This window comes from Corynebacterium pseudodiphtheriticum DSM 44287 (assembly GCF_000688415.1).
GTDB lineage: Bacteria > Actinomycetota > Actinomycetes > Mycobacteriales > Mycobacteriaceae > Corynebacterium > Corynebacterium pseudodiphtheriticum.
The window spans coordinates 432,091-451,968 of sequence record NZ_JIAH01000005.1; the positions used below are offsets into that span (position 1 = coordinate 432,091).

At 55.7% G+C, this 19,878-nt stretch carries 15 protein-coding genes; 4 read left to right on the forward strand and 11 right to left on the reverse strand.

The features are described from left to right. Positions 1-183 precede the first annotated feature (183 nt). From O146_RS0102675 to O146_RS0102685, 3 genes are all read left to right on the forward strand, one after another. The gene (locus tag O146_RS0102675; protein WP_027017590.1) at positions 184-1,179 is read left to right on the forward strand and encodes a bile acid:sodium symporter family protein; all 996 of its coding nucleotides are present in this window, start codon (positions 184-186) and stop codon (positions 1,177-1,179) included. A 59-nt stretch (positions 1,180-1,238) separates the two neighbouring features. Continuing rightward, positions 1,239-2,864 (forward strand): succinic semialdehyde dehydrogenase, encoded by a 1,626-nt coding sequence (locus O146_RS0102680; RefSeq protein ID WP_023019081.1) that lies wholly within the window; start codon positions 1,239-1,241, stop codon positions 2,862-2,864. Positions 2,865-3,143: 279 nt separating this feature from the next. Then, positions 3,144-4,454 carry an alpha/beta fold hydrolase gene (locus tag O146_RS0102685; protein WP_369707194.1) on the forward strand — a complete coding sequence of 437 codons (1,311 nt, stop codon included), beginning with the start codon at positions 3,144-3,146 and terminating at the stop codon, positions 4,452-4,454. 36 nt (positions 4,455-4,490) lie between these two features. Here O146_RS0102685 and O146_RS0102690 read toward each other — a convergent pair whose 3' ends face one another. From O146_RS0102690 to O146_RS0102725, 8 genes are all read right to left on the reverse strand, one after another. Next, a complete protein-coding gene (locus O146_RS0102690) occupies positions 4,491-6,020 on the reverse strand; it encodes an ATP-binding cassette domain-containing protein (protein ID WP_244266794.1) in 1,530 nt (509 codons plus the stop codon). Beyond that, the gene (locus O146_RS0102695; protein WP_023019084.1) at positions 6,017-6,853 is read right to left on the reverse strand and encodes an ABC transporter permease; all 837 of its coding nucleotides are present in this window, start codon (positions 6,851-6,853) and stop codon (positions 6,017-6,019) included. Before O146_RS0102695 ends, O146_RS0102690 begins: the two co-directional genes overlap by 4 nt. Beyond that, entirely contained in the window at positions 6,850-7,812 is a 963-nt protein-coding gene (locus O146_RS0102700) for an ABC transporter permease (RefSeq protein ID WP_035000479.1), read from the reverse strand. Before O146_RS0102700 ends, O146_RS0102695 begins: the two co-directional genes overlap by 4 nt. Next, entirely contained in the window at positions 7,809-9,341 is a 1,533-nt protein-coding gene (locus tag O146_RS0102705; protein WP_051619209.1) for an ABC transporter substrate-binding protein, read from the reverse strand. Before O146_RS0102705 ends, O146_RS0102700 begins: the two co-directional genes overlap by 4 nt. A gap of 30 nt (positions 9,342-9,371) precedes the next feature. Beyond that, the gene (locus O146_RS0102710; RefSeq protein ID WP_081820539.1) at positions 9,372-10,424 is read right to left on the reverse strand and encodes an LLM class flavin-dependent oxidoreductase; all 1,053 of its coding nucleotides are present in this window, start codon (positions 10,422-10,424) and stop codon (positions 9,372-9,374) included. Positions 10,425-10,477: 53 nt separating this feature from the next. Beyond that, a complete protein-coding gene (brnQ, locus tag O146_RS0102715) occupies positions 10,478-11,881 on the reverse strand; it encodes a branched-chain amino acid transport system II carrier protein (RefSeq protein WP_023019088.1) in 1,404 nt (467 codons plus the stop codon). Positions 11,882-11,987: 106 nt separating this feature from the next. After that, on the reverse strand, positions 11,988-13,136 hold the full coding sequence (locus O146_RS0102720) for a MalY/PatB family protein (protein ID WP_027017596.1): 1,149 nt from the start codon (positions 13,134-13,136) through the stop codon (positions 11,988-11,990). A 104-nt stretch (positions 13,137-13,240) separates the two neighbouring features. Then, positions 13,241-15,124, reverse strand: a complete 1,884-nt coding sequence (locus O146_RS0102725; RefSeq protein ID WP_027017597.1) for an ABC transporter ATP-binding protein — start codon at positions 15,122-15,124, stop codon at positions 13,241-13,243. Between the two features lie 232 nt (positions 15,125-15,356). Between O146_RS0102725 and O146_RS0102730 the strand changes: the two genes are divergently transcribed. Further along, a complete protein-coding gene (locus O146_RS0102730) occupies positions 15,357-15,920 on the forward strand; it encodes a hypothetical protein (RefSeq protein ID WP_023019091.1) in 564 nt (187 codons plus the stop codon). 117 nt (positions 15,921-16,037) lie between these two features. Here the strand turns inward: O146_RS0102730 and O146_RS0102735 are convergent, their stop codons facing one another. The 3 genes from O146_RS0102735 to O146_RS12110 are packed head-to-tail and all read right to left on the reverse strand — an operon-like array spanning position 16,038 to position 19,801. Beyond that, positions 16,038-17,369, reverse strand: a complete 1,332-nt coding sequence (locus tag O146_RS0102735; protein ID WP_023019092.1) for a carboxylesterase family protein — start codon at positions 17,367-17,369, stop codon at positions 16,038-16,040. Between the two features lie 3 nt (positions 17,370-17,372). Beyond that, on the reverse strand, positions 17,373-18,137 hold the full coding sequence (locus O146_RS0102740; protein WP_023019093.1) for a hypothetical protein: 765 nt from the start codon (positions 18,135-18,137) through the stop codon (positions 17,373-17,375). 5 nt (positions 18,138-18,142) lie between these two features. Continuing rightward, entirely contained in the window at positions 18,143-19,801 is a 1,659-nt protein-coding gene (locus tag O146_RS12110; RefSeq protein WP_051619210.1) for an LGFP repeat-containing protein, read from the reverse strand. Positions 19,802-19,878: the final 77 nt, after the last annotated feature.

The window sequence follows — 19,878 nt, forward strand, 5'->3', positions numbered from 1 at the left end:
CTGATCTCGATTGACTCTGCAAAGACATCGTAGACAACCCGGGGGGGTGAGCACCGGGCAAGCCCAGGCATTACGGTGAGACCAAGCGTGCGCAACAAGGGGGATCGGCACTCGGTTGAATAAAAATACCCGGAAAATTGGCTGTGAACTGACACTGCGCGTGTGATCCGTCATACTATTTGAATGAAAACCTCCGAGGACCGCTCCGCAGCCATTGCCGTGACTGCCTTTCCGGCTTTTATTCTGGTCGGAACCATCATTGCGTATTTCTTCCCCGCACCTTTTGTACCTTTGAGTGGGGCGATTACCTATTTTCTGATGGTGATCATGTTTGCGATGGGGCTGACATTGACCATCCCAGACTTTCAAGAAATTGCACGTAGACCGTGGCCCGTGTTCATCGGTGTGGTGGGGCAGTTCGTGATTATGCCGCTATGTGCAATTGGTGTCGCCAAGCTATTGGGGCTGCACCCGGCCCTTGCCGTGGGGTTGTTGATGCTGGGGTCGGTGCCGGGTGGTACTTCGTCAAATGTGATCGCCTACCTTTCACGGGGCGACGTTGCGCTGTCGGTGGCGATGACATCCGTTTCCACGTTGCTTTCACCGATTGTGACTCCTCTGCTTATGCTGGCTTTGGCTGGGGAAGACATCGCTATCGATGGTGTCGGTATGGCGCTAACCTTGGCACAGACGGTGCTGGTTCCGGTGGTTGGTGGCCTGATTCTGCGCTGCATCTTTGACACTGTGATTGCGAAACTTACCCCTATTCTTCCGTGGGTATCCATTCTCGGCATCGGGGGAGTGGTGTTTCCTACAGTCGCTAATAACGGAGAGCGGCTTGCGCAGGTAGGCGTGATCGTCATTATTGCCGTTTTGTTGCACAATGTTTTTGGCTACCTCTTAGGCTATGCAGCTGGAGCTTTATTGAAGATGCCGCCATCCTATAACCGAACGATGGCGGTGGAAATCGGAACCCAATCAGCCGGATTGTCTTCGGGCATGTCTGCGAAATTTTTCACCCCTGAAGCAGCCTTGCCTGGTGCAGTCGCTGCTGTGCTGCACAACATTACTGGAGCTTTGTATTCTGCGATCGTGCGACGGTTTTCTAGCGAAATCCCGGAAAACTCGGGTAGCAACGATGCCGATGTGGTTGCTCCGGTAACACCTACAAGCAATTAAAGAAAAGTGCTTCATAAAAAATCCGGAGTAGTAGCTGGTGCCAGCTATAATTGCGGGGCATGACCTTCCAACGTGCCGTCCCGAAACGCTTGTCTTTAGAACCATTGCCGGAGAAATTCGCGGAACACCTACGTTCTTTTGCGTTTGCGGGTCACGATTCTGTAGACATGGCAGCGCCGGAGCGCATTGACGTAGCAGCGCCGGAGCGCATTGACATTGAATCCCCTTTATTGCAGCAGCCACTTGGTTGGGTGCCGAAAGTTGGTGCCGACGCCACCTGTGCTGCTTTTCGTGCCGCGCGTGCTGTGCAGCCCGAATGGCACCAATTGGGAGTGAAGAAGCGCGCGAAAATCATATCGAAGTTTCATGATCTCGTGTTCAGCAACCGTGAGCTGATCATGGACCTGGTGCAGCTGGAGACGGGCAAAGCCAGGGCAGGAGCGTTCGACGAAGTTACCGATGTGGCTAATAATGCTCGTTATTATGCCGGGCAAGCACCGAAATTGCTGCGCCCACAGAAAAAGCGTGGTGGAATGCCGGTCTTGACCAAAACCTACCTGCACCATGATCCGAAAGGCGTGGTCGGGCAGATCAGCCCATGGAATTATCCATTTAGCTTGGGTATTTCTGATGCAATTCCGGCGTTGCTGGCAGGCAATACGGTTGTTGCCAAGCCGGATTCACAAACTCCATTCACTTCCTTGCTGATTGCACATTTGTTGTCTGTAGCAGGGCTTCCCGACGGCGTGTTTACTGTGGTAATTGGCTCCGGCGGGGTAGTGGGTACCGCGATTGCCGAGAACTGTGACTTTTTGATGTTTACTGGATCGACCGCCACTGGGAAGGTTTTGGCGGAGCAAGTCAGTAAGCGCTTGGTGGGGTTTTCTGCGGAATTGGGTGGCAAAAACCCGATGATCGTCGCCAGTGATGCCCACCTGGATACCGCGGTGCGGGCGATAACGCACGCATGTCTGTCGAATACCGGCCAGCTTTGTGTGTCTATTGAACGTATTTATGTCGACCAGGATATTTACCAGGAGTTCTGTGAGCGGCTCGCAGATTCCTTCCGTGCACAAAAGCTCGGCGGCGCGTTGGACTGGAAAAACCAGGTGGGGTCGTTGGTTAGTGCAGGGCAGCTGGAAACCGTGGAAGAATTCGTCGCCGATGCCAAGCGCGCCGGGGCCCGCGTGCTCACTGGTGGGAAACCCCGGCCGGATTTGGGGAAGTATTTCTATGAGCCGACGATTCTGCTCGATGTCCCAGACAGCGCCAGGCTGCTGCGCGAAGAAGTCTTTGGCCCAGTCGTGTACATCCAGCCGGTGGCGAATGTTGACGACGCCGTCGCAGCGGCAAATGGCACCTGTTATGGGCTGAATTCTTCGATATTTGCTGCACCAAAAACTGCTTGGAAGCTCGCCCCACGTATTCATGCCGGATCGGTCAATATCAATGACGGTTATGTGGCAGGGTGGGCCTCTATTGATAGCCCCATCGGTGGGTATAAAGAATCGGGGGTGTCGCGTCGGCATGGTGCAGAGGGGTTATATAAATACACGGAGCCGAAAACAATCGCACAACAACGTGGTTTCCCCATTTGGGGGCCACAGTGGTTATCGCAAAAATCCTGGTCAAAAGTGTTGTGGAGGAGTCTTTCTTTAGGCAAGAAGACAGGTTTGCTGCGATAGCATCTTTTCGTTATAGTAGGAAATGTCTTCACAGGCCGTGGCCTTGGCCACCACCCCCCCGAGTGGCCCTGGCCCTCCTGTTGGAGGCGCTGCCCCGTGGAATTCACCCCCCCCGAAATTCCACGGGGCCCAAAAATTTCTCTGGCCTTCCGCCCCCAAGTATTCCCGGGGCGGTGCCGCAGAGGGCGAAGTGGTGCATACTGCAGGCTCGAAGAAGAGTCCGGGCCGAACTAAAACCTTGACGCGTCGCGTATGCATCACTAGACATAAGTTATGTCTCTGAAAACCACTTCCAGTCGTCATTTTGGTCATAACCTCAAAGAACACACGCTCACCGTCCCTTGGGACCCACAGAATGCCTCCGCTGGCAGCTTCGAGCTCTACGCCCGCGAAATTTACGCCGACGGCAATGAAGATAAACCCGCCATCGTCTACCTGCAGGGTGGCCCGGGATTTCCCGCCCCACGCCCCTTTGGTGGTGCAGGTAAAGTCGCCGGTTCAGATATCGGCGGGGTGATAGGCAAAGCCCTGGAAGAATTCCGTTTCATCCTGCTAGACCAGCGCGGCACCGGCCGCTCCCACCGCATCGATAGCGCCAGCCCAGCCGAAGACTTAAGCGTCGAACGCCTATCAAAACTCCAGCAAAACTATATCGTCGACGATGCCGAAGCCCTACGGAAAGCTCTGGGCATCGAAAAATGGTCCTTGTTCGGGCAATCCTTTGGTGGCTTCTGCATCACCTCCTACCTCTCGCGCTACCCGGGGGCAATCGAGCACGCGTACCTCACCGGTGGCCTACCCGCCACCAGCGTGGGCATCGATGATGTCTACCGTTCCACCTTCGACAAAGTGCGGGCTCGCCACCACGCCATGTATCGCGAGTACCCCTGGATCGATGAGCGCATCCGGGAGGTTTGCCACCACCTGGATCAGTCCCAAGAACTCTTGCCGACGGGCGAGCGGCTGAGTTCACGCCGCCTGCGCACCGTCGGTATTACCCTGGGGCAGGGTCCGGGATTCCACACCTTGGCATACTTATTCGAAGATCCATTCCGCACTGTCGGCGGCGAAAAGCGGCTGAAGACAGACTTCTTGACCAGCGTCGCCGGCATGGTATCTTTCGCTGATGGTCCGTTGTACGCCGCGATCCACGAGTCCATCTATGGCGGTGTGGTTACCCCAGGCGCTACCAACTGGTCCGCGCACCGCATCCGCGAAGAAATCCCAGGTTTCGAAGAAAATGCCGACCCTCGTTCGCAGGAACCGTTCTACCTCACTGGCGAACACGTCTTCCCGTGGCAATTCGATGAGGACCCTGCGTTGCATGCCTTCCGGCAAGGTGCGCACGACCTGGCGCAGCATGATTTCCAGACCTCGCCTTATGACCGGGAAATTTTGGCAACTGCCCCAGTCTCGGCCGCAGCTGCATATTTCGATGACATGTATGTGCCATTCGAGCTGTCGTATGACACCGCGCGTGCTTACGCGGACTGCCGCCTGCACGTGACCAACCTGTATCAACATGACGGCATCGGCTATGCTGGCGCAGAAATCTTTGACGTGTTACGCGATAAGGTGCGCGATTTTTAAAGCCGCTGTGCAAGCCTACTGTGCAGGCTATTCCGGCTATTTTCCGGCTGCTTTGCGGTATAGTGCAGCCGCTAGCAGACGGGCGGTGTAATCCTCAGCCGGATCCTGCCAGATCTTGTCGACGGCGCCGGCCTCCACAATCTGCCCGTCGCACATGACAATCACCTCATCGCAGATCTGGCGCACTACGTGCAGGTCATGGCTGACGAATACCAACGTTAGTCCGTAATCATCGACCAGCGAATCGAGCAGGTCGAGCACTTGGCAGCGCACAGAAACATCGAGTGCGGAGACAGCTTCGTCGGCAAGCAGAATATCCGGGTGACCAGCAACGGAACGGGCAATGGAAATGCGCTGACGCTGGCCGCCGGAAAACTCGTGTGGCAGACGTCCGGTGGCATCTGTTGGCAGACCGACCTCGGCCAGAATCTCGCCGCTGCGCTCATCGCTGCCGCCACCCTCGGCAATGATGCGGCCAATGCGTAGCCGTGGGTTCAGCGAAGAAAACGGATCCTGGAACACCATCTGCACCCCGGCTTTGACCTCGATATTCCCGGTGGTCGGGGCCTCTAATCCTGCTATGAGTTTCAGCAGGGTGGATTTCCCGGAACCGGACGCACCCACGATTCCTAGACGCTTACCTCGGCGCACCTGCAGGCTGATATTGCGCAGCACCGGAGTTGTGCCATAGGCGTGTGTGACTCCCTCCAGTTCGATGATCGGGTCGGCCTTGGCCAGGGCACTGAAGGAACCCTGGGAGCCCGATTTTGTGCCTGCCGTGCGGGCGGGGAGCTGATAACGAGACGCCGCCAACAGCTGTTTCGTATAAGGCTCACGCGGACTCTGGAATACCTGTGTGCTTGCACCACGCTCCACGACGTGTCCTTTGTGCAGAACCAACACGTCGTTGCACATGCGCTGAATAACATCCAAGTCATGGCTGATGAATAACAACGCCATGTCACGTTCGCGAACCAAGCGTTCGATAACACCGAGTACCTCATCTTGGGCAAGGACATCCAGTGCCGTGGTCGGCTCATCACAGACCAGGATGTCCGGATCCTGGGATATAGCCAGTGCCAACAACACCCGCTGACGCTGACCACCGGACAATTCGAAAGGGAAACGGGAAACAAAATCCGGTTCTAGACCCACCTCGGCCAACAGCTGGCGGGCATTGTGGCCTAGCATCCGACCGATTTTCATCAAAGGATCCAATGCGCTCATTGGTTCCTGAAAAACCATGCCGATGCGTGTCCCGCGTAGCTGACCCCAGCGCTTCTCTTGCCTACGGGCACGCCTGCGCACAGCCAGCATTTCCTCACCATCGATGCAGATCGAGCCGGTAGCTTGTACGCCACGCGGGCACAGCCCCAGCAGGGCCAAAGCCGTCAGTGATTTTCCCGACCCAGACTCCCCAATGATCCCAAGACGCTGACCCGGTCTAAGAGAAAAACTGAGGTCGTTGACCAGAACCTTATCCCCAGCGTGAACCTGCAGTGCATGCACGGCTAACAGACTTGGTGCCTGCGCCCGGCTCATCGTGCTTTCTTGTGCACTCATCATCGCGTCCTCCAATGTGCTGCACGGCGTGGATCCAGAACGTCGCGCAGGCCGTCGCCAAGCAGGTTAAAGCCCAACACGGTCAGAGCAATTGCCAACCCCGGCCAGACCGCCAGCAGTGGAGAAGTACCCAGTTGGGTCTGCGCTGCCTGCAGCATTAACCCCCATGATGGATGCGGTGGGCTGACACCCAGGCCTAAGAAACTTAGTGCGGCCTCGGCCAAAATCGCCAGGGAAAACGCCACCGACGCCTGCACAATGGCCATCGCGCGAATATTTGGCCAAATATGGCGCCATGCGATGACCAGCTCTGGAACCTTGGAAATGCGCGCCGCCGAAATATAATCCTGCGTGAGCACTTGCAGCGCGCCAGCACGCGCGACGCGAGCAAAGCCTGGAACCCCAGAGACCCCAATGGCCAACATCGCGGTAAGCACCGATGGCCCGAACACCGCCGCAGCAACAATCGCCAACAACAGCGCCGGGAAGGCAAGCAGTAAATCCGCACCTCGCATAATCACCACATCTGTCCAGCCACCACGCATGGCTGCCCACACCCCAAATGGAATACCCAGTAATCCAGAAATGCTCACGGCAATGACCCCAACGAATAGGCTCACCTGCGCGCCCACGAAAAGACGGGAAGCAATATCGCGGCCGAAGCGGTCCGTGCCCAACCAGTACTGTGCCGATGGTCCGTGCAAGCGATCAGCTGGGACAGCCTGCACCGGGTCGTGTGGAACCCAAAACAACGAAACCACCGCCAGCACCACGACCACACCTACAATGCTGGCCCCCAAGTAAAGGGAGAAACTTTTCTGTATGGCTGGATTCATGATGCACGCACCACCTTGCCACGCCGCAACCGCGGATCAATAAACCGGTAAGCGAGGTCCACACACAGGGTGACCGCTAAAGTGAAAAACACCAACACCATCACCAGCGATTGCACAGTTGGTAAATCCCGGGAATTGACCGCATCCAACAACATGGAACTCAAACCGGGAAGGACAAATACCCGTTCTATGACCACAGCGCTGGCCACTAGCGTCGCAAGTTGCACCCCGGCTACCGTCAATACCGGCAGGGTAGCGTTGCGCAGGCCATGCCTGCCTAAAGCCTGCAATTGGGTATACCCACTGGCCCGGGCGGTACGCACGTAGTCCTGTTCGATTACTTCTAACACGGCAGAGCGCACATAGCGCGTCAAAATTGCTGCCTGCACCAAAGCTAAAGCCACCACCGGCAACCCCAGGCGTGCCAGGAAACCAGCAAAACCATATTCCGGCGGTAACCAGCCACCAGCCGGTAACCAGCCCAAATGCACAGCAAAAATAGCGACGAGCACAACCGCTAAAAGAAACGACGGCACTGCGATGCCCAATTGCACCAGTCCGGACAACACCGCGGCATCCGGCTTACCATGCCGATATGCCAGCCAGGTGCCCACTGGTACCGCGATCACCAAGGACAACGTCATGGCCAACCCCACCAAAATCAGCGAGACCTGCGCACGGTCCCAGACCAGGGGAGTGATGTTTTCTTGCGGCACCAGCGAAGTACCGAAATCACCACCGAGCAAACCGGTGATCCAATCGAGGTACTGCACCAGCAATGGACGATCCAGCCCGAGTGCCGCAGAAAGCTTCGCGACGTCTTCGTCACTAGCAGAAACCCCAAGGGCCACCCGCGCCGGGTTGCCGGGGGCTGCGCGAAGCAACAGGAAAATTAGCACTGACGCTAACGCCAACAAGACCGCGAACCGTGCGAAAACCCGGGCCAGGGCACGAATCATGATGCCTCCCGAAGGCGAGCTAACTCAATCGCATCGGTGACCATCGTTGGCTGCACCCCAGAAATTGCTGGAGAAGAAAGCACAATATTGGGCAAATTTGCAATGCTCAGTGCACCGGCATCTGCCATGATCTGCGCGATAGCCTCGGTTATTTCTTCCGCAGGGGCGGAGCTACGTCCTGCGGCGTCGAAAAGCTCGCGGACGCGAGCATTGTCATAGCCCAAATAATAATCTGGGTTGCCGAACATGTGCTCAGTGTCCCGGGCTTCCATATGCGCGATGATGGAGGCCTGATAATCCGCCGCGCCATGCACCTGGTTCAGCCACACCGCGGGAAATTCGACGGTTTCCACCGCCACGTGAAAACCCACCTCGCGCAACTGGGAATACACCAATTCTGCCAGTAATTTCGCATACGGTAGCGACGGTACAGTCAACGTCACTAGCTCTCCGTCATAGGAACTTGCAGCAAGTAATTCTCGCGCACGGTCTGGGTCGAAAGGATAAAAATCGCCAGGAGCGGAGCTTCTGGCAAGCACATCGGTGAACCACGGGTCCGTGGGCGAGACCGGCGCGCCCGCAGTATCGGTGGCATAACCAGAAAAGACCACCTCGTTGGCGGCTTGCCGGTCGATCGCGAAAGCTACAGCCTGACGCACGAGAGGATCGTCGAAAGGCACGGCGTTGTTATTCATTGAGAAAATGACCTCGCCATTGGTAGTGCCGATATCGACGTTGATCTCACTATCGAGTGAGTCCAATAGCTCGGGAGCCTGCATTGCCCACACCAGATCGACTTGCCCGGACTGTAAAGCGTTTACTGAAGAGATGGCATCGGAAAAATAGCGGATCTCCACCGACGAGCTGGCAGGAGTGCCCCAATAATCATCCCGTGGGCGGAATCGAATTGATTCCCCCGTGGCAAAACTCTCCACGAGCAAAGGGCCCGTGCCGACGGGATCGCTGGCTAATGATTCCACCCCGGTAGGCGACATCATAGCCCCGATAGTGGTGCCCATTGACCACAGCCATTGCGAATCCGGATGCTTTAGCTGCACGCGCAAAGTGTGCTCGTCCAAGGCTTCGGCCGCAGCGACGACATCCATGCCGGACTTCAAACCATTCGTCCACTCATTTTGCACATAGTGAATGCTAAAAGCTGCTGTTTCGGCAGTAAAAGGCGTGCCATCCGAAAACTTTACGTCGTGGCGCAGCTGAAAAACATACTCGGTGCGATCATCTGAAACCTGCCAATCGGTGGCCAAAAACGGGGCGATTTCGCCTGCGCTATCGATGCGTACCAGGGTTTCGTATACGTCGGGAAGCAGTGCGCTCGGAGCCGCAGAACCACCGGCGTTGGTGAAATCAAGAGAGCGTGCTGCAGAGGTGGAGGCCAACACGATCGCATCCGCGCTTCCGGGTCGCGCATAATTGGCGGTGCTGCCAGCGGAGCACCCCGCTACTAGCAGGGCAGTGCTAGCTAAGACAGACAACCAGCGAAAGCTGCCGGTGCTGAATTTCTGTGACATTGCAGATGATTCTGAGTTGATGACTCTGAGTTACAGCTTCCACGTATTAGCCAAATGCTGCATGCTAGCCGCTGTGTGCTCGTAGCTCGGGCCTTGTAAGGAAACCATCAACTCGTCAGCAGATGCGGTGGCAGCGAACTCCTGCAGATAGGCACGTACCTCGTCTTCAGTACCCACGGCTGTGTAATGAAGCATCGAGATAATTTGCTGGCCCTGCGGTGAGTTCACCAGATCGTCGAGCTGGGTATCGGTAATTTTTGCGCCCCGGGCCGCGAACATCCGCACACGTTTTCGCGCAACCTCTTCGAACTGAGCCTGGGCGCGCTCTGTCGTCTCATCAGCAACGACGTTAACTGCAGCGATGACATAGGGTTCGGCAAGATACTCGGAAGGCTGGAAGTTCTCGCGGTAGTAGCGCGTGGCATTTTCCAAATGCTGTGGCGCAAAATGCGAGGCGAAAGCATACGGCAGGCCATATTTCGCGGCCAGGGAAGCGCCAAATAACGAAGAGCCCAAAATATAGAGCGGAACGCGGGTGTTCCTCCCCGGAATCGCGACGACTCCGGGCACCGGGGAATCTTCCGGGGCACCCAAATAGCCCTGCAATTGACGGACATCGTCCGGGAAGTTTTCTGCTGCACGAGGGTCGCGTCGTAAAGCACGGCCCAAAGTGTGCATATCAGTGCCCGGTGCGCGGCCGAGGCCGAGGTCGATCCGGCCAGGATACATCTCAGCCAGGGTTCCGTATTGCTCGGCGATGGAGTACGGCGCGTGGTTTGGCAGCATCACGCCACCAGCGCCTAGCCGAATGGTCTCGGTATGTGCGCCCACATGCGCCATAATCAGCGAAGGCACAGAAGACGCAATCTGTGGCATGTTGTGGTGCTCGGCGTACCAAATACGTGAAAAGCCCAGTTTTTCTGCAGAACGCGCAAAATCCACCGAACGCCTCATAGTGGCGGCGGTGGATTCGCCGGGGTACATCGTGCAGAAGTCGATCAGGGACAGGGGAATGTTGTGCGCGGAATCACCAGAAGTAGTGGTTGGATTAGCGGCAGCGGAGGTAGATTCGGGCTTAGACATAGTGTCCGCCAAATTAGTCCGTGTTTATGCTCCGCGCAATGTTGCACAAAGTTTTAGGCTTCGTGTACTGCTTCCTGGCGCACAGGAGCTTGCTCGCTGGCTTTGCGAGGTTTCGACATGTCCAGAATGACACCGATGATTACAGCGACAATAACCGGCAACAGCCAGCCCAAGTTCACGCCGTGCAGTGGGGTCCAGCCGATGATCGGCTCCAGGCCCTCGGCGCCCTGGGAAACAGCCACCATGATCGCGGACCATACAACTGCGGTCCACAAACCGAGGCGGAAAGTGAAATAGAACTTCAGCTTGCCGGCGAAGATTGGCTCGATCAGAGTTAAGAAAATCAGGGTGATTGCTGGCGGGTACAGGAAGATGATGATTGGGACGGCGATGTTCAGCACGAAATCCAGACCCTGTGCGGCCAGTACCAGGGAGATCACGGTGAAGATGATCGCCCATGTGCGGTAGCCCATCTGTGGGGTCAGCGTGGAAAAGAACTCAGAAGTTGACGAGATCAGGCCGACGGCGGTGGTCATACAAGCCAGCAAAACGATGAAAGCCCAGATGATCTGGCCGGGGGTGCCCAGCGCGGATTCCGCAGCAGCAGACAAAATTGCAGCACCTGAATCATGGTCTGCCGCACCGGGAAGCATTTGGCCGATATAGCCCAGGCCAATGTAAATGACGGCCAAGAAAGCACCCGCGATGATACCCGTGGTGATTGTGCCGCGAACCAGCTGGCCACCTTCGGAAAAACCTCTGGTGCGCAGCGTGGAAATGATGACGATGCCGAAAGCCAGACCGGCGATGGAGTCCATCGTCAGGTAGCCTTCGAGCAGGCCGGTGGTGAATGCGGACTCCGAATATTCTTCGGAAGCCGTCAGATTTTGCGCATCAAAACCGGTGATCGCAGAGATCACCAGGATAACCAGCAAGATTGTTAAAGCTGGGGTCAAAATACGCCCCAGGGTGTCCATGATGGTGGTTGGGCGCCAGGCCAATGCCAAGGCCACACCGAAGAAAATTAGGCAGAAAACCCAGTTCGCAGCAGTGCCTTCGAAACCCAAAATCGGGGTGATCGCGGTTTCAAAGGATACGGCTGCGGTACGAGGTAATGCATAGAACGCACCGATAGAAAGGTAGGCCAACAGCGAAAAGACCAGGCCGAAGATTGCTCCGCCACGAGCAGCTAGGTCGCGGACGCTGTGACCGGAAATGGCGATGGCGATAATTGCGAGCACCGGCAAAATCACACCAGAGCCGACAAATCCGAGGATCGCTGGCCAGAAGTTTTCGCCGGACTGTACGCCTAGCATCGGCGGGAAAATCAGGTTGCCGGCGCCGAAGAACATCGAAAACAGCATCAACGAACTGAAGATGATGATGCTGATGCCCGGACCGGACTTCGCAGAACCCCTGGAAGAGCCCTGCGGAGCCTGGGTAGCAGCTGTAGCCATAGTGTGTCACCTTAACTTTTTGGGTGAGTAGTGATGAAGAATATTCAGAATACTGTACACAGACCCTAATCAGTGTGCGGTGATGGGACTAACAGATTGCCATATTTTATTCAGCAGCCCGCTTGTCGACGGCTGTTTTGATGCGAGCGATTGCCTCTTCCAAGATTTCCCGCGAGGTCGCGAAGTTTAGGCGTGCGTGCCCAGCGCCACCGGTGCCGAAGTCCGTGCCTTCATTCAGACCGACCTTCGCGTGCCGACGCAACCACTGCGCTGGGGTATCCAGATCGCCTAACGCGGTGTCACGGAAATCTAGCCACATCAGGTAGGTAGCGTGCGTGGCAGAAACCCGCAATCCTTCGACGGCCTCCGGCAAAGCCTGCACTAACCAATCGCGGGTGGCACGCAGATACTCCACCTGCGCGTCCAACTCGCCACGGGCGTCGCGGTAACAGGTTTGCGAGGCTACGATGCCTAACGTGCCGGTGCCGTCTTTGGCGACGCCGGTTAACTGTGACCATTGTTCGCGGTCTGCGTCATTGGAAAAGATGATCTGCGCGCACTTTAGCCCGGCGATATTCCAGGCCTTTGATGCGGCCGTGACGGTGAAACACACCCGGGCGGCTTTCTCAGATAGCGAGGCCGCCGGTACATGTTCGCCGTCATAGACCAGCGGTGCATGGATTTCGTCGAGTAATAACCGTGCGTCGTAGGCGTCGGCAAGCTCTACCAAGCGGGTCAGGGTTTCGCGGGAAAAGACCTCGCCCAGCGGGTTATAGGGGTTCGACAGCACCAGTGCACCGGCGCCGTTGCGGAAGGCACGTTCGATCTCATCGAGATCTAGCCCTCCATAGGCAGAGACTTCAATTTTCTCGCGGCCCGCGGTGCCCGGCAGTTCCAGCAGCGGCGGATAAGACGGGGTAGGGATAATGACCGCGGAATCCTCGCGCGTGAAATACTGCAGTCCGAGCAGCAAGCCACGCACGACATCCGCGCACCAGACGATATTGTGCGGGTCGGGCCGCCAACCAAAATAATCGGCATAAAAATCCGCGACGGAATCTGCCAGATGTGTTGTGTGCGGCGCTGGGGAATAGCCGAAGGTTTCTGCTTCTACCGCATCCCGGATGCGCTGGTGCACCGGCGCGGCGGTGGGAAAATCGCTCTCGGCGACCCACAACGGCAGCACGTCGTTATCAAAAACCGTCCACTTGCGGGTGCCACGAGCCCGGAGCTGCTCCAGATCCGGGAAGTTCAACTGGGGTTTTTCTTGCTGGTTTAGCTGTTGTTTCTGGTGTGTAGTCATGCATTCCAGCCTAGTGACAGTCGCGCATGAGCTCAGCTGGGAAGCGCTGCCACCACTTAGTTAGTGCTGTCGTGCACCATGCCGTAGCGCTGAAAATGCTGGCGTTGTTCCTCTGTGACCTGCTTATCTGGGTTTGCAGAGACCGATTCTGAAAGCTTCAACAACTGTGCATATATTCCACCACTGCGCGCCAATTCCAGCGGCGAACCTGACTCGACCACCTTGCCTTTTTCCAAGGTGAAGATCGTATCGACGTCCGCGATGGTGGACAGCCGGTGCGCGATAATGAGCGTGGTGCGATCTTTCATCAGCTCTTCCAACCCGGCCTGCACGCTGCGTTCTGCCTTGGTATCCAGCGCAGAAGTGGCCTCATCCAGGATCAACAGCGGGGCATCTTTCAACATGGCGCGCGCGACGGCCACACGTTGTTTCTGCCCGCCGGATAGTCGCAGGCCACGCTCGCCGATCACGGTGTCGTAGCCATCCGGGAACTCCGAGATGAAATCGTGTGCATTGGCCCGACGCGCCACCGCAACAATCTCGTCGTCACTGGCATTAGGCTTGCCGTACGCAATATTTTCGCGGATAGTGCCGGAAAACAGGGATGGTTCCTGGAACACCACGCCGACGGACGAACGCAATTTCTCCGGGCTTAACTCTGCGGTCTCGTGGCCAAGCACGGACACGCTGCCAGCTTGCGGCTGGTACAACCCCAGCAGCAAGTTCACCACGGTGGATTTACCGCCGCCGGATTCGCCGATCAACGCGATCTTGCTACCCTGCGGTGCCGATATGGAGATATCGTTGAGCACGGGTTTGCCTTCTTCATAAGCGAATTTCACGTTGCGGAATTCGAAACCGGGCTCGGTTTTTTGCTGCTGCAGCGGTGCCGGGATTGCCGGATCCACCTCGGGTACGTCTGGTGCGTCGATGGTGTTGCGCAGTTGCGGGTTGGCGCTGTCGTCAAGCTCTTCGTCCATGATGCGGAAATAATCCCGCGAATTGGCCATGGCTTTTTGCGCGGCGTCGACCAGAAACGACAGCATAAACACCGGGGTCTTCGCCATGTTCATCAGCTGAATGAGCATGACCATTTGGCCGAGCGAGAAATGACCTTCCAGCGTGCGCCAGAAAATCAGGGCGTAAATGCCGAAAAACAGCACGGCGGTGGTCAACCCACGCGCAATATCCATCGAATGCCACCAGCGCGACTGTGGGCGAGTGATAGAAACTGTACGACGATAACCGTTGCCGAAACTGGCCAGCTCGCGTACCTCAGAAACGAAAGATTTGGTGATTTTCACCTGGCCGATGGCCTCGGCAAAGCGCGAGTTTGCAGTATCGATTTCTTCGTTTTTCTCGTGTTCATAGCTTTGCCAGCGCTTGGACGTCAATGCGGTTAGCCACAGGTACGTGGGGAACAACAGCGCCAACAACACCGCCAATGGCCAGTAATAAAAAATGGTGATGCCCAAAATCACGAACAACTGAATGATGATCGTGAACATGTTGTTCGAGAAATACTGGATAAACTGCGTGACCGCGTGGATGGAACGATCCAGCCGGGCGATAATTGCGCCGGTGTTCTGGTTATCGTGAAAGCGCTGCGGTAATGCCAACAGCTTCGCGTAGTAGCGCGTCGACAAGATCTGCCGCAGGCGTGCCGACATCATGTCTCCCCAGTATCCGCCGAGGTTGTCGACCAGCACGCGCACCGCATCGGCGGCAAACAGCGCGACGGCCAGCCAGAGTACCGTCGTCAAGATTGCGGAGGTATCGCTGCCTTCGCGGATCCCCTCGGCGATCACGTCTGTGGCCTGGCCGACCAAAAACGGCCCGATCATCGAGACCACCGCGACCACGACTGCGGATACGATAACGCCTAAATACAGTGGCCACAGCGCCGAGGCACTGCGCATGATGCGGAAAAGGGAAGACACGAAAAATTCACGCTTTCATAAGGGTTTGCTGATCAGTCAGGGTGCAGAACTTACCATTGTGCCACTGTCCGCGAACATCTGTTGTGCTGCAGTATCCGGTTATAGCTTTCGGTTACCATAGACGGGACGTAGGAAGACATAAGACACTCGGGCGGCGAGCCCCGCCGGGGTCTCCGGCCCTCACAGTTACCTAGCAGGTGCTGAGAGGCAGTGGAAAGGCAGTGGAAAACCAATGGTGAAACCAATCGCGAAGCCACAGACAACGACGCGGGCCTGGTTCGTCGGTGTCCTTGGCACCCTGACGTTGGGCCTGGCGGCCTGTGGGGATCCGAATGGTGGTAGCAGCGCAGACCCAGCCAGCACTATTGAAGTGGAAGAAACCGAGGAACCGGATTACAAATCCAAAGATGTCGATCCGATCACACCCGACAACGTCAATGCCCAGGTGGAAGACCCAGGCTACGGGGTGAGCTTCACTTACCAGGGCGCGGTGTCGGCCTCGAATGGTGGCACGGTGGTGACCATCGCTGTGCGCAACGACAATGATGTGACCCTGCCGCCGGATGCGTTCGACGAGCCGACCCTGGAAACCGGCAACGGCGGTGGAAATTACAGCAAGGTGGATTTATTGCAATCTAACCCAGAGGACGGCGAGGCGCTCGGCGGGTTGGATCTGCCGCTGGGCGTTGGCGCCACGACGAACTTGCAGTATGTCTTCGACACCACCCCTGGCGCGCTGTGGGACGCGCGCCTGACCATTGGCAACGTGGTGTATGAAGGAAACCTGAGCAACTAGTGGCTGGTGCCTGGTGCCTAGTGGCTGGTGCCTGGTGCCTGGTGCCTAGTGGCGGGTGCCTGGTGGCGGGAGTCCAGCATCTAGTGCCTGGCGCGCCGGGGTTGTTCCGTTCTAGCCTTACTGCCCCCGGGATTCCGTAGGGAAGTATTCGGCTAACCGCGGGATGCGAGATTCTGCCATGATGGCTTGTCCAGTGCCGAAATCCAGCCGCCAGGTGCGCCCAGTGGTCGAATAACTGTCAAAGCCGGGGTTACCGGTGCGGGCGAACGACAATAAAGCCTCGTGTAGTCTTCTGCGCCCGGCATGTTCACTGGCGCTGTCATTGTCGCCGTCACTGACACCAAATAAGTACGCGATATCAGAAGAATGCTGCACGGCACCCGCGGTGCTGCGGTAGTACTCGGACAACCAGACTGGCCCGGTGGCTTTGGTGATCGCGCTGGCCGCCCAGCGTCCAATGAGAGCATCCGTGAGCAACCGGCCCATTGGGCGGTAAGGATCCAGCGCGAGCACACCTTCCATCCACGCGTCAAAATTACGGGAAAGTTGCAGATCCCGTGCGGTCTTTTTAAACAGTGCTTTGGAGCCTGGCACACTGCGCACCCACGGCTTGCTGTCGGTGGCCGCCAGCGGGTGGTGGTGAAATTCATCGTGGGTGGTAGATACCCACAGTGGGACGTCGGCAAGCTCGCCTAATTCGCGCAAGTCCGGGCCCAGTGCGACATCATTAATGTGTAGGTATTTGAAGCGCTGGTAGCCGCGGTCGAGTTTTTTCTGCGGCAGTTCGGCCAAACGGCGGCGAGTCAGCGGGACTTGCATGGCCATACGCAGGGTAGAAGTGCGGGCTTCGATTGGTTCACGCGGTGAGGCCGGCGACATAGCAATTGCCCGGCGGAACCCACCCCGATAATGATCTGGGCGGCAGAGCCACAGCACTAAATTGGCCCCAGCGGATTGTCCGGCCAGGGTAACGTTTGTGGGATCACCGCCAAAAGATTCAATATTGCGCTGAATCCATTCTAGGGCCAGTAGACAGTCGTGTACCCCGCGGTAATGACCGGGGGCATCGTTATTGAAGCGTGCAAATCCAGGTAATTTCTTACGGTAACCAATATTGACCTGCACGCAGCCAGCCTGCACGTTGGCGGTGGCATCGTGGCGCGGGTCATCGTGCGAACCAGTTTCGAATGATCCACCGTGGATAAACACGATGACCGGAAGATCGTCGTGATCGTGGGCATCGGCCGGGGTTGCGACCGTCAATGCCACAGCATCTGGGGAGGGTGTGCTGGCATCCACATCGCCGTTGGCAGTGCGCAGTTCGGCGTCGTCAAATTCCCCGGAGAAATTTGCATACGGAATGGAATAAAAGCGCCGCACCGTGTGGTTGTTGCTCCAGGCCCCGGTGATCATGCCAGTGGGAGTAACGACGTGTGGTTGTGATGTCATAAACTAAGACACTAGCTTTATCCAGTTAGGATCGTTAGCGATGTGGGAGGGATCGTCCTGGATGGCTTTCTTCTCCGGGAAAATGATTGGGGAATAAGGAAAATTATTCTGCAAGAAGTCAGATTTCCAGGGGAGCTTTACTTTGATGTAAAACATATCTCTACTGCGCACAGTATATTGAGGAGAATAATGCTGAGTAATGTTGCCTTCAAGATCTTGGTGATAAGAGGTCTCTCGTGGAGAAATTATTCCACGTTTATAGCACCGCAATAGATGCCTAATATAATCCTCATCGAAAGATGCAGCATAAGGCGCTAACGAAAATAGGTCGAAATCTTCATCTGACCGATTATCAACTTTCTCGTTTAGTTCGTCGAGGGTGGTTATGTTCTGTAAGTATTGGTTGAATCGTTCCAGAAAGTAATCAATCCGTTCTTCCTGTATTTGTTTGCCCAGAGCCCCTGCGCGTAACAATAAAGAGATTTCTTGTTTTTCCCTGTTTTGCTTCTCACAAGCTGTTGGAGGCGCAATTATCATGATGTATTCGCCTAGCTCGATGAGGAAATCCGAATCAGGGGTTTCCTCATCGAGCAGTGCGTGACCTTGGGCACGTGTGGTATAGCCGCATTCGAACATGCACCGACTGGATGTCCATCGCGGAGCTAAATCCACGACGCAAATCCGTTCGCTCTGATCCAGAAATTTGCTCTCGTAAGCCTGAATATCTTTCGTGGTGCGAAAATCTGGGTAATTTGCAGAAGTAGACATGGAAATTACTTTCTTCCTATACATTTGGTTTTGTGGGCTTTCGCAGTTTCAGCTACCGCATGAAGTGGGTCACCATAGGCTTGTTTTATTACTACCTTGGTAATGCCTTTATATGTAATTTTACCTTCTCTTATACAACGATATTCAATATCCTTTTGTTGGAATTTGATTGCGGCACCGCTGGCTACGCGTCCGCTGTCCAGCGGGACTTGCAGCCAGAGTTCTTCACTGTCTCCTAAATACTTGAGTGTATTAGTGTGTGTGACCGTGATTGCTCTGTCTGTTGTGCATGTGGTTTGGGGCTTCCAACCGATTTTCCAGTCTGGTCCGCTCTGCGGTGAACGTTTATGTATATTGTCCATCCTTACAGTGCAACGTCCGCCGAAAAGATATCCACCCATAAGGTTCGCTATCTCGCCGAGGAGTTGTCGCCGTCGCGGTTGATCACGATCATTGCGGGTATTGCGTGGTAGGAATTCATCCCGCAATTGTTCAACTTGATTGAGTGCACTATAAGCGAATTCAAAGAATTCATCGGCTGCTTCCTGAGTTTTGAAAGGCAGGAAAACGTGAGACATGACATCACTCGCTAAGTTACCAAAACTTTTTCCGTTTAGGGTTTGGTGCTCAAACACCTGGCTAACCCTATTGCGTGCGGTTTTTTGTGGTGCTTGAGTGGGGAGGCCGATCAATTTATCGTTCTCAAAATCCGTGATCCATTGGTCGAAAACTTCACCATAAACAGGTAGGGCATCACGGTGTTGGTCGGAAATGGTGATTCCTCCAGTGAAAACCTGTGTCCGCCCTTCAGGGTAAATGGTTTCGTTGGGTAAGCCGAGTGGGTAGCCAAGTGGGCCTCGTTCGGCGCCTTGGAGCTCCCAAGTTCTGAAGGCATCGTTGAACATGGCAGATGCTCCGGCCAGAGTGAGTAATGCAGCCCCATGCTGGAAACGTTGAGAAATTGCTAATCCTTCGGTCCGGAGAATCTCTGAAGAAGTAGGATAACCTAGCATTCCAGTTTCCCAGCCGAGGTTGCTCCAGATTAATGAGGCATGGGTGCTCACAGGGTGTGCCCCAGTGTTGGGGTGCCAGTATATGAAACCATTTGCAAAACGTTGCCGGTACCCCTGAAGATCAGGGTTTATCGACTCAGCTTCAATAGGGAACAGTAGCCAACTTGTCATTCCGCCGAGTTGTTCATAAGCCTGTAATATGGCACCGCACACGCGGTGGGGTGATGGCCAAAATATCCTGCACCGTGGGGCTCGTGATTGCCAGCGACTAGCTACACCGGATTCTTGTTCTTCTGCGATCATTAATTCCGCTTGGTCTGCATCTTCCTTATCTACTGCATCGGGTAATTCAATGGAATCAGACCACATTTCACCTGGAGTCAAAGTTTCTTGTGCAGTTGTCTCATCAATATTTTGCTCGACTGTGCGAAAGAACTCTTGCATTTCTGCAACTTCTTCTTCTGAATAGCCGCCTACTCCGTCGACCGAAAGCGGGGGAAGATCACTGGCAAGGGTGACGGTCTCTGGGTCTTGGCTAGCTGGGACTGAAGGATCCGCATAAGCGATATTTGTCGTTGTTGCAGACCCGATAAGCGCTAGGAGCGCCGTGAGCGTTGTGAAAAGATGCCGTTTTAACATGTGATCCCTCATGTCTGCTTGTTATCTGTATCTCAGTTTATTTAAGTATGCCAGATGGAGCACATATTGTGTTGAAAAATTACAGATTT

Excerpts from the sequence above, each read along its gene's own strand:
- O146_RS0102675 (WP_027017590.1), top strand. The coding sequence starts at position 184 with ATGAAAACCTCCGAGGACCGCTCCGCAGCCATTGCCGTGACTGCCTTT.
- O146_RS0102680 (WP_023019081.1), top strand. The coding sequence starts at position 1,239 with ATGACCTTCCAACGTGCCGTCCCGAAACGCTTGTCTTTAGAACCATTG.
- O146_RS0102690 (WP_244266794.1), bottom strand. The coding sequence starts at position 6,020 with ATGATGAGTGCACAAGAAAGCACGATGAGCCGGGCGCAGGCACCAAGT.
- O146_RS0102695 (WP_023019084.1), bottom strand. The coding sequence starts at position 6,853 with ATGAATCCAGCCATACAGAAAAGTTTCTCCCTTTACTTGGGGGCCAGC.
- O146_RS0102700 (WP_035000479.1), bottom strand. The coding sequence starts at position 7,812 with ATGATTCGTGCCCTGGCCCGGGTTTTCGCACGGTTCGCGGTCTTGTTG.
- O146_RS0102705 (WP_051619209.1), bottom strand. The coding sequence starts at position 9,341 with ATGTCACAGAAATTCAGCACCGGCAGCTTTCGCTGGTTGTCTGTCTTA.
- O146_RS0102710 (WP_081820539.1), bottom strand. The coding sequence starts at position 10,424 with ATGTCTAAGCCCGAATCTACCTCCGCTGCCGCTAATCCAACCACTACT.
- brnQ (WP_023019088.1), bottom strand. The coding sequence starts at position 11,881 with ATGGCTACAGCTGCTACCCAGGCTCCGCAGGGCTCTTCCAGGGGTTCT.
- O146_RS0102730 (WP_023019091.1), top strand. The coding sequence starts at position 15,357 with ATGGTGAAACCAATCGCGAAGCCACAGACAACGACGCGGGCCTGGTTC.
- O146_RS0102735 (WP_023019092.1), bottom strand. The coding sequence starts at position 17,369 with ATGACATCACAACCACACGTCGTTACTCCCACTGGCATGATCACCGGG.
- O146_RS0102740 (WP_023019093.1), bottom strand. The coding sequence starts at position 18,137 with ATGTCTACTTCTGCAAATTACCCAGATTTTCGCACCACGAAAGATATT.
- O146_RS12110 (WP_051619210.1), bottom strand. The coding sequence starts at position 19,801 with ATGAGGGATCACATGTTAAAACGGCATCTTTTCACAACGCTCACGGCG.